General features: G+C 63.8%; 13 protein-coding genes. 4 read left to right on the top strand and 9 right to left on the bottom strand.

Annotated features, from left to right (window positions below):
• Positions 1 to 153: 153 nt before the first annotated feature.
• The 3 genes from QM609_RS09635 to QM609_RS09625 all read left to right on the top strand — a co-directional run bounded on the left by QM609_RS09635 (position 154) and on the right by QM609_RS09625 (position 4,162).
• The gene (locus QM609_RS09635; RefSeq protein ID WP_003945878.1) at positions 154 to 1,335 is read left to right on the top strand and encodes an acyl-CoA dehydrogenase family protein; all 1,182 of its coding nucleotides are present in this window, start codon (positions 154 to 156) and stop codon (positions 1,333 to 1,335) included.
• Between the two features lie 12 nt (positions 1,336 to 1,347).
• Positions 1,348 to 2,469, top strand: a complete 1,122-nt coding sequence (locus QM609_RS09630; protein ID WP_054188082.1) for an acyl-CoA dehydrogenase family protein — start codon at positions 1,348 to 1,350, stop codon at positions 2,467 to 2,469.
• A 61-nt stretch (positions 2,470 to 2,530) separates the two neighbouring features.
• Complete coding sequence (locus tag QM609_RS09625) at positions 2,531 to 4,162, top strand: long-chain-fatty-acid--CoA ligase (protein ID WP_007734324.1); 1,632 nt, start codon at positions 2,531 to 2,533, stop codon at positions 4,160 to 4,162.
• A 9-nt stretch (positions 4,163 to 4,171) separates the two neighbouring features.
• On the opposite strand, the gene nagB is transcribed toward QM609_RS09625, so the two are convergent.
• Genes nagB through QM609_RS09580 form a run of 9 tightly spaced genes read right to left on the bottom strand, consistent with a single transcriptional unit; the run spans position 4,172 to position 12,549 of the window.
• The gene (gene nagB / locus QM609_RS09620) at positions 4,172 to 4,951 is read right to left on the bottom strand and encodes a glucosamine-6-phosphate deaminase (protein WP_054188081.1); all 780 of its coding nucleotides are present in this window, start codon (positions 4,949 to 4,951) and stop codon (positions 4,172 to 4,174) included.
• A gap of 11 nt (positions 4,952 to 4,962) precedes the next feature.
• A complete protein-coding gene (locus QM609_RS09615) occupies positions 4,963 to 6,144 on the bottom strand; it encodes an N-acetylglucosamine-6-phosphate deacetylase (RefSeq protein ID WP_073512001.1) in 1,182 nt (393 codons plus the stop codon).
• Positions 6,144 to 6,836: an SGNH/GDSL hydrolase family protein gene (locus QM609_RS09610; protein WP_042449509.1), complete on the bottom strand. Its 693-nt coding sequence runs from the start codon at positions 6,834 to 6,836 to the stop codon at positions 6,144 to 6,146. Before QM609_RS09610 ends, QM609_RS09615 begins: the two co-directional genes overlap by 1 nt.
• The gene (locus QM609_RS09605; protein ID WP_054188079.1) at positions 6,833 to 7,540 is read right to left on the bottom strand and encodes an N-acetylmannosamine-6-phosphate 2-epimerase; all 708 of its coding nucleotides are present in this window, start codon (positions 7,538 to 7,540) and stop codon (positions 6,833 to 6,835) included. Before QM609_RS09605 ends, QM609_RS09610 begins: the two co-directional genes overlap by 4 nt.
• Complete coding sequence (locus QM609_RS09600; RefSeq protein WP_007734314.1) at positions 7,537 to 8,466, bottom strand: ROK family protein; 930 nt, start codon at positions 8,464 to 8,466, stop codon at positions 7,537 to 7,539. Before QM609_RS09600 ends, QM609_RS09605 begins: the two co-directional genes overlap by 4 nt.
• 1 nt (position 8,467) lies before the next feature.
• A complete protein-coding gene (locus tag QM609_RS09595) occupies positions 8,468 to 9,397 on the bottom strand; it encodes a dihydrodipicolinate synthase family protein (protein ID WP_007734313.1) in 930 nt (309 codons plus the stop codon).
• Between the two features lie 46 nt (positions 9,398 to 9,443).
• Entirely contained in the window at positions 9,444 to 10,502 is a 1,059-nt protein-coding gene (locus QM609_RS09590; protein ID WP_054188078.1) for a Gfo/Idh/MocA family protein, read from the bottom strand.
• Positions 10,499 to 11,494: a Gfo/Idh/MocA family protein gene (locus QM609_RS09585; protein WP_076948581.1), complete on the bottom strand. Its 996-nt coding sequence runs from the start codon at positions 11,492 to 11,494 to the stop codon at positions 10,499 to 10,501. The genes QM609_RS09590 and QM609_RS09585 overlap by 4 nt, the downstream gene beginning before the upstream one ends.
• The gene (locus tag QM609_RS09580; RefSeq protein ID WP_054188076.1) at positions 11,491 to 12,549 is read right to left on the bottom strand and encodes a Gfo/Idh/MocA family protein; all 1,059 of its coding nucleotides are present in this window, start codon (positions 12,547 to 12,549) and stop codon (positions 11,491 to 11,493) included. The genes QM609_RS09585 and QM609_RS09580 overlap by 4 nt, the downstream gene beginning before the upstream one ends.
• Positions 12,550 to 12,823: 274 nt before the next feature.
• Between QM609_RS09580 and QM609_RS09575 the strand changes: the two genes are divergently transcribed.
• Complete coding sequence (locus QM609_RS09575; RefSeq protein WP_007734285.1) at positions 12,824 to 14,449, top strand: ABC transporter substrate-binding protein; 1,626 nt, start codon at positions 12,824 to 12,826, stop codon at positions 14,447 to 14,449.
• Positions 14,450 to 14,486 lie beyond the last annotated feature (37 nt).

Raw genomic sequence — 14,486 nt, 5'->3', positions numbered from 1 at the left:
CGTGTGCAATGATTCGAAAAAGTACCGAGAACGGACGTCGAACGATCCGCCGGCGACGGCGAGGGCGCCCCTTGTCGCCGATGTACGCATCGATAGAACCTGTGTCAATCGAATGGTTGACGCTTTGATTCGTATCTCTATGGAGAGGTAACCATGCACATCACCTACACCCCTGAGCAGCAACAGCTCCAGGAGGAGTTGCGTGCCTACTTCGCACAACTGATGACTCCCGAGCGGCGTGAAGCGCTCGCCGCCACGACGGGTGAGTACGGCGAAGGCAATGTGTACCGCGAAGTCGTCGCGCAGATGGGCCAGGACGGCTGGCTCACGCTGGGTTGGCCGAAAGAGTACGGCGGACAGGAACGCTCCGCGATGGACCAGCTGATCTTCACCGACGAAGCTGCCATTGCCGGTGCGCCCGTGCCGTTCCTGACGATCAATTCCGTAGCGCCGACAATCATGCATTTCGGGACGGACGAGCAGAAGGCCTTCTTCCTGCCCAAGATCTCCCGCGGTGAGCTCCACTTCGCGATCGGTTACTCCGAGCCCGAGGCCGGCACCGACCTGGCGTCTCTGCGCACGTCGGCCGTCCGTGACGGTGACGATTACGTCATCAACGGGCAGAAGATGTGGACGAGCCTGATCCAGTACGCCGACTACGTGTGGTTGGCGTGCCGCACCGATCCGGAAGCCAAGAAGCACAAGGGAATCAGCATGCTGATCGTCCCGACCACCGCAGAAGGCTTCTCCTACACCCCGGTTCACACCATGGCCGGCCCCGACACCAGCGCCACTTACTACCAGGACGTACGGGTCCCGGCGTCGTCGATAGTCGGCCAGGAACACGGCGGCTGGGCACTGATCACCAATCAGCTCAACCACGAGCGTGTTGCCCTCACCTCGGCCGGACCGATTCTGACCGCGCAGCGTGAGGTCCGCGAGTGGGCACAGAACACCAAGCTGCCCGACGGCCGACGCATGATCGACCAGGAATGGGTGCAGATCAATCTGGCTCGCGTGCATGCCAAGGCCGAGTACCTGAAGTTGATGAACTGGGAAATCGCCTCCGCAACCGATCACGCTCCCGGCCCCGAAGCGGCGTCGGCCAACAAGGTGTTCGGTACCGAATTCGCCACCGAGGCTTACCGCTTGCTGATGGAGATCCTCGGATCCTCCGCCACGATCAGGCAGAACTCCCCCGGCGCTCTTCTGCGTGGACGCATCGAACGCATGCATCGTTCTTCGCTGATCCTGACGTTCGGCGGCGGTACCAACGAAGTGCAACGCGACATCATCGGAATGACAGCTCTGCGGCTTCCCGCATCGAAGCGATAAGGACCAACGATCATGGAATTCACCCTTACCGAGGCCCAGCAGGACCTGTCCAGACTGACACGATCCGTCGTCGCCGAACTGGTCACCAACGACCGCCTTCGTGAACTCGACGCCGCCGAAGACCGTTTCGACGCCCTCTTGTGGAATGCTCTGGCCTCGGCCGGCGTTCTCGGCGCGGCTCTTCCGGAATCGGTGGGCGGCGACGGATTCGGTGTCCTCGAGCAGTGCAGCATCCTGGCCGAACTCGGCCGCGGCGTCGCAGCTGTTCCGTTCCTGACGTCCATCGTCGGGTCCGCCGCAGCGATAGCCGAATTCGGCTCGGACCAACAGCGAGACGAATGGGCGAGCGCTGCCGCTGCCGGTGAGAAGATACTCACCGCGGCCCTCGCCGAGGAATACAACGACGACCCGGCGCACCCGATCACGCGTGCCGAGAAGACCGCCGACGGTTGGCGCATCGACGGAGCAAAGATCACCGTCGACAGTGCTCCGCTCGCAGATCTGTTCCTCGTCCCCGCCATCACCGAGGACGGTGTCGCGGTCTTCCTCGTCGAACCGTCGGACGCGGGCGTGAGCATTACCAGGCAATCGACCACGGATTTCTCGAGTGCGGCCCTGGTCGAGTTCGATTCGGTGCAGATCCCGGCCGATCGTGTTCTCGGCTCGGTTGCCCAAGGATCCGACATCGCGGCATGGATCGTCGAACGAATTCAGCTCGGTTCCAGCGCCTACCAGTACGGGGTGCTCGATCAAGCGCTGAAGCTGACCGCCGAATACGCCACCGAGCGTGTGCAGTTCGGCCGTCCGATCGGTAGTTTCCAGGCAGTGGCCCAGCGCCTCGCCGACGGATACATCGATGTCAAGGGCGTGCGCCTGACTCTCTGGGCCGCAGCGTGGCGTCTGAGCGAAGGACTTCCGTCCGACGGGGCCGTACAGACGGCCAAGTTCTGGGCTGCAGATGCGGGACACCGCGTCGGGCACACCGCTGTTCACGTTCACGGCGGTGTCGGTCTGGACGAGGACCATCCGGTTCACCGCTACTTCCTCGCGGCCAAGCATCACGAGTTCCTGCTCGGCAACGCAACAGATCAGCTTCGCGCACTGGGCAAGGAACTCGCCGCAGTCCCTGCCTGAGTGCGTCCCACCGAGTGGAAATCCATGACCTGGTCCGAGACGAATCGATGATGATGCAGCTATGAGTCAGAGCCCCACTGTTTCCGATCTACTCCTCGGAGTCAGCGAGATCGACGACCGCGGTATCCGTTTCGAGGACCAGGTCATCACCTGGCGCGAGCACGTTCAAGGCTCGTTCGATCGAGCAGCGCTGCTGGACACGCTGCTCGATCGAACGCGCCCCAGGCATTTCGGACTTCTGATGGAGAACGTCCCCGAGTTCTCGCTGCTGCTCGGAGCGGCATCGTTCTCGGGTTCGGTCGCCGCCGGGCTGAACACGACCAGGCGCGGCCCGGCATTGGCGCGAGACATTGCGCTCTCCGACTGCCAGGTCATCTTCACCGAGAACAACCAGGCACATCTACTCGACGACGTCGATCTCGGCGACGTCCGGGTGATCAACGTGGATTCTCCGGCCTGGGCGGAATTGTTGGCGCCCTTCGCCGATACGCCGGCCTACGCATCGACGGCGCAGCCCGACGATCTGTTGATGCTCATCTTCACTTCCGGAACCAGCGGTGATCCCAAAGCGGTTCGGTGCACGCACCACAAGTTGGCCTCTCCCGGGGTCATGCTTGCCGATCGTTTCGGGCTCGGCGCCGACGACGTCGTCTACATGGCGATGCCCATGTTCCATTCCAACGCGATGATGGCGGCGTGGACGGTCGCGCTGCACGCTCGTGCGGGAATTGCCATGCGACGCAAGTTCTCCGCTTCGGGTTTTCTACCCGACGTTCACAAGTACGGAATCACGTACTCCAACTACGTCGGAAAGCCGTTGTCCTTCATCGCTTCCACCCCCGAGGTGCCGAACGAGCGGGACAACACCTTGAAGATCATGTACGGCAACGAGGGTTCGGCGCCCGCCGTCGCCACCTTCGTCCGGCGCTTCGACGCTCGCGTCATCGACGGGTTCGGTTCCACCGAGGGCGGCATTTCGATCTCCGCGGCACCGGTTCCCCGGCCAGGCGCCCTCGGACTGCTCCCGGACGGCGTCAAGATCCTCGATCCCGAGACCGGAGCGCCATGCCCGCCTGCAGTCTTCGATGCCGACGGCCGGATCACCAACGCCGACGAGGCAACTGGTGAACTGGTCAATGTCACCGGCCCAGGCACATTCGCCGGGTACTACAAGAACCCGGAAGCCGACGCCGAGCGAATGCGCAACGGCCAGTACTGGAGTGGCGATCTGGCGTACACCGACGTCGACGGTTACGTCTACTTCGCGGGACGCAGTTCCGGTTGGCTGCGAGTGGACGGCGAGAACATCGGTGCCGCACCCATCGAACGCTCCCTGGTCGGTTACCCGGGCTTCGCGCAGGTGTCCGTGTACGCAGTCCCCGACAGCGACGTCGGCGACCGCGTCATGGCGTCGGTGATTCCGGTCGGCGATGTCGACAACTTCGACCCGGCAGCCGTGGCCGAATACATCGATTCCCGGCCGGAACTCGGGCCGAAGCAGAAGCCGACCTTGATCCGAGTGTGTAGTGAGTTCCCGAGAACGGCGACGTTCAAGGTGGTCACTCGAACGCAGAGCGCCGAACGCTGGAACACCTCCGATCCGGTGTGGATCCGTCGGCGTGGGGAATCCGACTTCCAATTACTCACTCCCGAAATGGCACTCGGACTCGAGAAAACGCGAGAGCCCGTCTAGTCCGATGTCTCAGTAGTGCTGAGCAAGCGGTTTGTGCGCCGACACCGTTTTGTAGAACTCGGTGAGCCGAAGCTGTGATGCCGCTGCCTCGTCGATCACCACTGTCGCGTGTGGATGCAGTTGGAGGACCGATGCCGGGCACACCGCGGCCAGCGGCCCCTCGACGGCAGCGGCAATCGCAGCGGCCTTGTGCTCGCCGGTCGCGATCATCACCAGATGCTTTGCTTCGCAGATAGTTCCGAGGCCCTGGGTGATCACGTGCCGTGGTACGTCGTCCGGACTCTCGAAGAATCGGGCGTTGTCGGTTCGAGTCTGTTCCGTCAGCGTCTTGACCCTGGTCCTCGAATTCAGTGAGGACGTCGGTTCGTTGAAACCGATGTGACCGTTGCCGCCGATGCCCAGAAGTTGTACGTCCACCGGACCATTCGACGCAATCGCCCGGTCGTAGGCTGCCGCGGCGGCAAATGGATCCGGCGCGGTTCCGTCGGGGCTGAATACCCTTGCCGCGTCCAGGTCCAGGTGATTCACCAGCTCGGTGCGGATCACCTGGGCATACGACTCAGGGTGGCCTTCCGGCAGGCCGACGTATTCGTCCAACAGGAACGCCTGCACGCCGGCAAAACTCAACCCTTCCTCGCGGTGACGGCGCGCGAGTTCGCGGTACACCGAGAGCGGTGAAGATCCTGTCGCCAGGCCCAAAGTCCGTGCACCTGAATGCACCGCGTGTTCGAAGATGTCGGCAACAACGGTGCCGGCCGCCTCCGCACTGTCGACAATGACAATTTCCATCGGTTGATTCCTCAGCTTTCGGTGTAGTTCATGAGCCAGTTCCCAGCGGCCATGACGGCGCGGGTTTCGAGTTCTGGACCGGTGACGATCAGATCGGCGCGGCAACCCGGCACGAGATCGCCGACCATTCCGGCCAGCCCCATCAGCGAAGCAGGCGTTGCCGTCGCTGCGATGACAGCCGAAAGCAGATCGACGCCGGCGTGATTAACAGCCCGGCGGACTATGTCCATCAACCGACTCGTCCCGCCGGCAATGGCCGTTTCCCCCTGGCCGGCCAATCGCGCCACGCCATCGATCACGTCGACGTCGAGAGGCCCGAGTGGGTAACGGCCGTCGGGCATTCCGGCGGCAGCCATCGCGTCGGAGACCAACGCGATCTGATGCGGACCGACCAGATCGAACACCGTCGCCACCGTCTCGTCGGCGAGATGTACTCCGTCCCCGATCAACTCGACCACCATCTGTCCTTTCGCGGCCGCGGCAAGACACGCCGCCACTGCGCCGGGAGCGCGATGATGCATCGGAGCCATACCGTTGAACAGGTGAGTGGCACTGAGCGGTGCATGCGCCGAGTGTGCGATCGAACGTGTCGCAATCGGGTTGGACGCATCGGTGTGTCCGATACTCACGACGGCCCGGTGACGCTCCAGCAATGAGGCAAGTTCGCCGAAGTGTGCTGTCTCCGGAGCGATCGTCATCGAGCGGATGTGCCCGCGGCCGGCTTCGAGCAGCGACTCGAGCAGAGCCGGGTCGCCGTCGAGAATGCTGTCGGGATCCTGGGCGCCACAACGGAGTACCGACAGGAATGGACCTTCCAGGTGAATTCCGGCCAGCGTGCCCTCGTCCACCAGTCCTGCCAGGAGCTCGATGCGACTGCGCAGGATCTGCGGCGGCGCGGAGACGAGCGAGCCGATCACCGAGGTCGTGCCGTTCGTCCGGTGGTGATCGGCAGCCACGGTGGATCCGAACTCGTCTGCCTCGGGGAAACCGAATCCGCCGGCGCCGTGGCAGTGAACGTCCACCAACCCCGGGATGATCGTTGTCCCCGCAGCTGCCCGTTCGGGTAACGGGTCGGTTCGCTGCGACGCGGGCCCGGCCCACACCACACGATCACCGGAAATCTCGACGACACCGTCCGGAAGCAGTTGCCCACCGGTCACCAGTTGTCCACGAAGAATTTGTCCACGATGCATCACGACATCACCTGCGGTACAACGGGAACTTCGGTATCCGCGATCGACAACTCACGGAGCACGGCGTCCGCGAGCACGTAGTGCCCTTGTTCGTTCGGATGGAATGCGTCAGCCAGGAGAGCCGGCGGTGGGCCCTCGGGAGAATGGGCCGTCCACTGCGCGTAGTGGTCGACGAACACCACGCGCGTCGAGGCGGCAACCTGCCGCACGACCTCGACGTACTGAACCAATCCCGCTCTGGTGGGCGCATTCTCGACGTCGATCGGTGGCGGCGTCTGCAGGATCGGCACCGCACCGATCGCTCGTGTCCGGAAGATCGTGTCCAAGAGGTCGTCTCGAAACCGCTCCAGTCCTTCTTCGCCATCCAATGCGTCATTCGTACCGAGCATGATCAACACCACCGAGGGTTCGAACACCTCGATGCGGTGTGCGAAACCCGCACGCACATCGGAGGATCGATTGCCGCTCACCCCGGTGTTGACAAGGACGTGGTTGAACAAGGAAAGCTCACCACGGATGCGCTCGGCGCAGTGTTCGACGTAACTTCGATGACCGTCGGTGTGCGTCAATCCCTGAGTGATGCTGTCGCCGGTGAAGACCCACCGTATCGGCGTCGAGGAGTCTACGAGCAAAGTCTCCAGCCGAATCCGTTCAGCGGTCCTGGATTTCAGAGCCTTCGACGTCGGGGTCACACCCTCGACCTTTCGGCGCCCGATACTGCCGCTGCGAACGTCGACGTGATGAACGCCGGATCCGTGATTGCGGTTCCGACAACCACCGAGTCTGCACCCAGGGCGATGGCGCGTGCCGCATCCTCCGGGCTGTGGTATCGCCCCTCGGCAATGAGGACTGCATCTGGAAGTGCCTGCCGCAGTTCCGAGATCAGCTCCAGGTCCGGGCCGGCCAGCCGTCGGCTGTTCTCGGTGTATCCCGCCAGTGTGCTGGAGATGATGTCGGCGCCCGACGCGGCGGCAGCGACGCCGTCCTCGAGTGTTCCACAGTCGGCCATGACGAGGCCGCCGCGATCATGGACCGCGTCGACGGTGTCGGCAAAGGTCAGCCCATCCGGACGAGGTCGCAGCGTGGCGTCGGCAGCCACGATCTGCGCACCCGAATCCACGACTTCGAGGGCTGATTCCCTTGTCGGCGTGATGAACACGCCCTCCGAGCCGATCTTCGTCAAACCGATCACCGGTACCTTCACTGCCGACACGACTGCGGCGACATCCGGGGTTCCGCCCACACCGCCGCAGCGGATAGCCACCGCTCCCCCGTCGACCGCAGCGCGGGCCATCCTCTCGATGGTCCCGGTGTCGCGCAGGGCATGGCCGTGTCCGGCCTGACAGGACACGATCAGCTTCCCGCTGATGATCGTGAGCAATTCTTCGACAGTCACGGTGTTACCTCGATTCGTGTTGCGGCGGCCAGGAGCGCAGCGCCGACGAGCGGCGCATCGGTCCCCAAACGGGCAGGAAGAATGGCGGTTTCGGCAATGGGGCCCATCGCTTCCACCCGGAAAGCGGACGTCAGCGGAGACAGGAGGTCGGCTCCGATCTGGGCTGCGCCGCCGCCGATGACGATCACCTCGGGATCGAATGCAGTCGCGATGCCGGCCAGGACGCGGCCCAGCAGAGTACCGGCGTCGGAGACCACGGCACGGGCGATCGGATCGCCCGAGTGCATGAGCGCCACCACTGCCTGTAACGGTTGAGTGGGCACACCCGCCCGCGCTGCGTACTCGGCTGCCATCGCCGGGCCAGACGCGACTGCCTCGAGGTGATCGGTTCTGCCGCAACCGCAACCTATCGCCCCGGAGACCGGAACCAACAGATGCGCGAGTTCGCCGGCTGTTCCGTGGGCACCGTGGTACAGCTGACCGCCCACGGTCAACGCGCCACCGATTCCGGTACCGATCGAGACGAACAGTGCAGAGGTTCGACCGCGTCCGGCGCCGATCATGTTCTCGCCGTGGGCCATCGCGCGCACGTCGTTGTCCACCGTCACCGGTAGGCCTGAGTGTGCCTCGAGTTCTCCGCGAACCTCGGCGCCACTCCATCCGGACAGAATGTCGGAGGCGAAGACGACGCGGCCACGCACCCGATCGATGATTCCCGGTGCACCGACTCCGATTCCGGCTACCGTGTGATTCGCCCTCAGACGGTCGATCAACGCGGTAGCGGTCCCGAGAACGGCTTCCCTACCCGCCGTCGGTGTTGCCGCACGAACGGTGTCGATCACGTCTCCGTCGGACGTCACCACCGCGGCAGCCACTTTGGTGCCGCCGATGTCGATACCGATCCATCGCTTCTGCCCAGATGTCATGTCAGAGGAGCCCGGCCTGTTCCAGAACGACCTTGATCGTTGCGGTCTCGGACTCGTCGAGCGAGAGCATCGGCGCGCACATCGTGTTGCCGGTGATGACGCCGCGCAGGGCCAGAGCCGTCTTGAACGCGCCCAGACCCGCGGCACCGGCACTGACGCGACCCGGTGTCGGCGCCTCGACGATGGAGAACAGATCGGTGAGTCGATCCTGCTCGGCCTTCGCTGCGGCCCAGTCTCCTGCCTGCGCAGCGCGCCACAGTCGTACGTAGCCGTGCGGGTCCACGTTGGCCAGGCCGGGCACTGCGCCCGAAGCACCCATCAGCAGGCATCCGTCGACGACTACCTCGTGCCCGGTGAAGACGGCGAAGTTTTCGAGCCCGGCCGACTGACGGAGCAACATACGGAAACTGACGTCGTCGCCGCTCGAATCCTTCACGCCGGCGATGACTCCCTCGCGACCGAGCTCGACCAGCATTGCCGGGCTGAGCTTGCTGTGGACACGAACCGGGACGTCGTAGGCGAACAACGGAAGATCCACTGCGGCGTGGATGGAGCGGAAATGCGTTGCCGTCTCGGCTGCATCGGTGATCGCGTAGAACGGCGCCGTCGCGACGATGGCATCCGCACCAGCCTCGCGCGCCTGCTCGGCGACGGCGATGACCCGGTTGGTGGTCATGTCGTTCACTCCGACGAGGACCGGTACCTGGCCGCCGACGTGACCGATGGCCGTCTGCACCACCTGGGCGCGCTGAGCGTCGGTGAGGTAACCGACCTCACCCGAGGAACCGAGGACGAACAAGCCGTCGACTCCGGCTTCGATCTGCAGTGAGAGCAGGCGTTCGAGCGACGTGGTGTCGACCTCGCCCTCGAGCGTCAGTGGTGTGACGATCGGCGGGACGATTCCGCTGAAGGTGGTGGTTTCCGTGCTCATGGAGTCTCCATTTGTTGGTTGTCGGATTGAGTTGTGGGTGCGGCTGTCAGGGAGAAACGGAGACCGGCTGACCGCTCGAGGCGGACAGATAGGCAGCATCGATCACGCGCATCGACGCGCGGGCGTCTGCCACGGTGTAGTCGGGTTCGGTCCGTGTGGGAAGTCGATCGAGCACGTGAGAGAGAAAGCTCGACACCGCGTTGTCCGAACCGAAGCCGCCGATGGGTAGTGCGGTCACGTCTCCCGAGGCCGCGAAGTGGGTCACCGCGGGTTTGTCGTCGTCGGAACTCGCGTATCCGTGGGATCCGAGGACGCGAACCGTCGCGGTATTCGCGCCGAAACCCGGTGCTGCGGGGATTCTTCCGACGGTCACCGTCGCGGTGACGCCGTTTTCCAGGGCGAGCGAGATCAACGCCGTGTCTTCGACTCCGAACTGCTGGTGGGCCCCGCCGTAGAGTGTGCTCGTCTCGGCGTACACCTCGGTGACGTCCAGGCCGGTGAGGTATCGGAGGTAGTCGGCGGCGTAACCGGCGAAGTTCACTACTTCTCCCCCGCCGGAAAGCGCGGGATCCACCACCAGTTCGGGACGCTCGACAGACGTCGCGAAATGTGTTCCGCTTGCGAGGAACTCGATGTCGACGTGGCGCGGCAGTCCGAGATTTCCGGCGTCGATCCATCGGCGCAGTCGCCGGAGCGCAGGTGAATGAGTGCGGTTCACCACCGTGCAGATTCGCCCGTTCGACCGTGCAGCTTCCTCGACCGCCGCGGCCTCCGACTCGTCGATACCCACCGGCTTGTCCACCAGGACGTCGAGTCCCGCGTTCAGTGCGGAAATCGCAAGCCGTGCATGCCTGGTCGGCTCACTGCAGATGATCGCCAGGTCTATCCGTTCGGGGTCGAGCAGCTCGCCGAGTTCGTCGATCCACTCGATGTCTGCGGCCTTTGCCATCGCGATTCCGTCCTCACGAATCCAATCGGGGACCGAGGATTCGTCGGAGGCCCCGACCAGGCTCACTCGAGGATCGGATCGCAACAGGTCCGCATAGGAGCCGGCATGCCTGACGCCGCTGACAAATCCGACGCGGATCGAACCGGTGCCGGTCATAGGTTTTCTCCGATCGAGACAGCGCGGCCGGTGTCGAGCGATTGCTGGGCAGCGATGGCAGTCGCGAGAGCTGCACGCACCTGCCAGTTCTCGACTATCGGGCTCGCGGAACCGTCGAGAGTGGCGATCCAGTGACGCATCTGATGCGACATCGCGTCCTCGATCGACGACGGCGGCGCGTTGGTCGTGTCCGTCATCAGTCCCGGGTCGTCGCCGGTGTCGTGCGCGAGCGTGCCGGAAGTCCCCGACACCACGATCCGACGCACCATCTTTCCCGATTGTGGTAGCGCGTAGGCCAATTCGATCAGAGCCAGCGATCCGTCCTCGAAGCGAACGGTCAGATGGAAGCTGTCGTGCACGGGCATCCCCGCCGCGAAGGTGGGGAAACTACGAGCGAACACACGGGTCGGACGACGACCGATCAGCCACGTCACCAGATCGAGTGCGTGGGTTCCGTTGTGAACGGGGTGACCACCCGAACGTTCCTTGTCGTGTTGCCAGCCTCGCCAGCCCCCTGGCCAGACATGGCCGGTGTACCAACTGAGATGGATCAACCGGGGGTCGCCGATGGCACCTTGTGCAACCGAGTTTCCGATCGAGGTGATCGACGGCTGGAATCGTACGGTCTGTCCGACCATCAGTGAGGTGCCGTTACCTTCGGTGGCCTCGACCATGGCGTCGAAGTCCGCGACTGTCAGCGCGGCCGGCTTCTCCACGTGCACATGCTTTCCCGCGCGGCCCGCGGCTATCGTCACGGGTGCGTGGTCGGGAGTGGCCCCGACGACGTTGACCGCCTGCACGCTCGGGTCGGCGAGAATCTTCGCCAGATCGGTACTGGCCTTCGCGCCCGGCGCCAACGCCGCAACCGATGCGGCCCGGTCCAAGTCACTGCCGAATACGTAGGCGACTTCGACCGACGGGATGCGCGCCAAGGCGCTGACGTGGTCCCGCGCGATTCCGCCGCTACCGATGACGGCTACACGCACCGTCACTTGGCACTTCCCGAGAGCGCTGCCGGTTCGCCGCCACCGAGTCGCACCTGTTCGGCGACGACGAGTGCGCGTTCACGTGCGTACGTCAACGGCGAGTCGGGATCAGCCTTGCCGTCGAGAACTGCTGCCATCTCGTCGATTTCGTGACGAATCGCAGCCTGCATCCACAGCGAGGATCCTCCGTTGCCCGAGTTGTACTTCTGCGTCCTGCTCGCAGCGTCGATCAACGATTGGTTCTCGGCGTCGACGTCGAAGATCGGCCACGACTCTACGACCTGTCCCCCGCGCAGTCGGCTGACCCGGCCGGTGTGGAAGTCCGCGTGGACCGAACCTTCGGTGGCATCGACGGTCAGCTGCCACGACGAAGTGTGTGAACGCGTCGAGATGGTGTGTCTGCCGATCGCGCCGCCGGCGAACGACACCACTGTGTTGCGGAAGCCGTCGTCCGCGGTGGCGATGCTCGACACGGCAGTCACCTCGCCGCCGAGCCAGCACATCAGGTCCAGTTCGTGAATTTCGTGAGTCAGTTCTCCACCCGTTCGGCTCTTGTCGAGCTTCCACCACTGTGGATCTGCGCCGTCGGTGTCGATCCAGCGTGAGCGAGACGTTTCGATCGCAGCGACCTCGCCGAGCTCCCCCGACGCCAGCAGGTCCGCCAGACGTCGTACACCCGGCATCATCCGCATGATGTGCCCGACCATCAACGGCGAACCGCTCGCGTCGGCGCTCGCGATCATGTTCTGCGCATCGACCAGTTCGACGGCGAGTGGCTTCTCGACAAAAACTGCCGTGCCGTGTTCGAGCGCCGCGATGGCAGGTTCGGCGTGCGCGTGATTGGGCGTCGCGACGACAACGAGGGCCAACTCCGGGTGAGCGGCCACCGCGTCGTGATCGTCTGTCGGGGTTGCCGAGAACTCTGCGGCGACGTCCTTGGCCCGCTCGAAGTCACGGTCGCACAGCATCGTCAGTTCGAAACGTGGATGGGCAGCCAGCTCGCGAGCGAGGGAACTACCGAAGAATCCGCAACCGACCACACCGACTTTGTATCGGGTCATGAAGTCTCCAAAGATTGGATGAGGGATGTCCTATGTTATACGGCCAGCGTCATCGCTCGTCAATTCGACGCCGGTAACACAGTCTTCATCTATGCAGGTGAGCGCACTATTTTCGGCTCGAAACCGGCGAAACGTCGAAGTTCGGCGCCGCCAGTTCCGAAGATTCTCTAGACGCTTTCTGATCCACAATGTAAGTTACGCAACATCGGACGTCGAACATAGGACATCCCCTATCCACTCCCTTGATGTCCCGCTCCCCGCCTTGGAGGCCGCCTTGAAGAACGAACGACCGCTGAGCTCCGCGTTCACCCGCCGAGACCTGTTCCGGTACACCGGGCTACTGGGAGCTGCAGCAGGTATCACCGCGACTCTCGCGGCCTGTGGCGGCGGGCCGTCGTCGACCTCGGTTGTCGGCGGTTCCGCGAGCACCGGCGATCTGACCACCGCCATCGGATACGGCAACGACCAGAGCTTCGACCCGATGCAGACTGCATCCGGTTTCCTCATGGCAGCGGTCAACCACGTCTACGAGGGACTGCTCGAAAACGATCCAGGCACCGGTGAGACGTATGCGGCGCTCGCACAGGCCGTCCCGACCGACGCCACCGCCTCGAGCTGGACCATGAAAATCCGCGAGGGAGCAACCTGGCACGACGGCACTCCGGTCACCTCGGACGACGTCGTCTTCACCTTCGATCGCATCCTCGATCCACAGCAGAACGTACTGATCCGCTCCTTCTTCTCCTCCTGGCTGCAGTCCGTCACCAAGGTCGACGACCAAACGGTGACCCTGAACTTCAACTACCCGTTCAGCGCTGCCGCACAGCGTCTCTCGATCGCCAAGATCATGCCCAAGCACGTCTTCGACGGCCACTGGGACGAGGCCAAGTCCGGAACGCTGGTCGTCGGTTCCGGTCCGTACAAGCTCAAGAGCCACACCCCCAAGAGCAACACAGCTTTCGAGGCCTTCGAGGCGTACAACGGGCCGCGTCCGGCCAACTTCGCGACCATGAACTGGCTCTCCATCGTCGACACCTCCTCACGCATCGCGCGCGTCTCGGGCAACAATGCCGGTGCACAACTCGCCGACAACATCCCCGTCGCCAACGTCCCCACTCTGACCTCCGGTGGGCGCACCGTCGAGGGCAACCCGGGCATGAACCTCATGTACCTGCTCTTCGACACGACTCAGGCACCGTTCGACGACGTTCGTGTTCGCCAGGCGATGTTCTATGCGATCAACACCCCGAAGATGATCGAGATCGCCCTCGGCGGCAAGGCAGCACCGGCCACGAGCTACCTGTACGAGCGCAACCCCGACTACGCGCGAGCGTCCACCGTCTACTCGTACGATCCGGACAAGGCCCGCTCGCTCCTCGCTGCCGCCGGTGTCAGTGGCCTCGACCTGACGCTGCTCTCCACCAACGTCAGCTGGTTGGCCGACTGCTTGCCGACCATCAAAGAGTCTTGGGACGCAGTCGGATTCAACACGACACTCGAACCGCAGGACACCAGCGCCATGGTGAGCAAGCTCAACAGCGGCCAGAAGTTCCAGATCGCCGCCGGTACGTCCAACCCGCAGGCATTCGGCAGCGACGTCGACCTTCTCGTCCGCTACACGTACAGCAAGGGCGGCTTGTGGACGAAGACCTACGCCAAGTGGGACGACACCCCCGAAGCGCAGAAGATCTACGCCACCATGGACGAAGCCACCCGCGAGACCGACCCGGCAAAGCGCAGCACCCTCGTGCAGTCGTACCTGAACCAGATCGCCGAAAATGCTGTCTACTACCCGGTTCTCCATCAGGAGCTCCTGACTGCGTGGGATCCGAAGAAGATCGCCGACGTCACTCCGCTGCCGTACCCCGGCGTCAACCTGCTTCAGGCGAAGCCGGCCTGATACCCGCCCGCTCGGCCGTTTCCCACAACTGAGAGAT

It is taken from the genome of Rhodococcus sp. IEGM 1302 (assembly GCF_030056935.1).
In the GTDB taxonomy this organism is placed as follows: Bacteria; Actinomycetota; Actinomycetes; order Mycobacteriales; family Mycobacteriaceae; genus Rhodococcus_F; species Rhodococcus_F qingshengii.
The sequence above is the reverse complement of the archived record's forward strand: the minus strand, read 5'-3'. Positions and strand labels throughout refer to the sequence as shown.

Coding starts and splice junctions, on each gene's coding strand:
- QM609_RS09635 (WP_003945878.1), top strand. CDS start 154: ATGCACATCACCTACACCCCTGAGCAGCAACAGCTCCAGGAGGAGTTG.
- QM609_RS09630 (WP_054188082.1), top strand. CDS start 1,348: ATGGAATTCACCCTTACCGAGGCCCAGCAGGACCTGTCCAGACTGACA.
- QM609_RS09625 (WP_007734324.1), top strand. CDS start 2,531: ATGAGTCAGAGCCCCACTGTTTCCGATCTACTCCTCGGAGTCAGCGAG.
- nagB (WP_054188081.1), bottom strand. CDS start 4,951: ATGGAAATTGTCATTGTCGACAGTGCGGAGGCGGCCGGCACCGTTGTT.
- QM609_RS09615 (WP_073512001.1), bottom strand. CDS start 6,144: ATGCATCGTGGACAAATTCTTCGTGGACAACTGGTGACCGGTGGGCAA.
- QM609_RS09600 (WP_007734314.1), bottom strand. CDS start 8,466: ATGACATCTGGGCAGAAGCGATGGATCGGTATCGACATCGGCGGCACC.
- QM609_RS09595 (WP_007734313.1), bottom strand. CDS start 9,397: ATGAGCACGGAAACCACCACCTTCAGCGGAATCGTCCCGCCGATCGTC.
- QM609_RS09590 (WP_054188078.1), bottom strand. CDS start 10,502: ATGACCGGCACCGGTTCGATCCGCGTCGGATTTGTCAGCGGCGTCAGG.
- QM609_RS09580 (WP_054188076.1), bottom strand. CDS start 12,549: ATGACCCGATACAAAGTCGGTGTGGTCGGTTGCGGATTCTTCGGTAGT.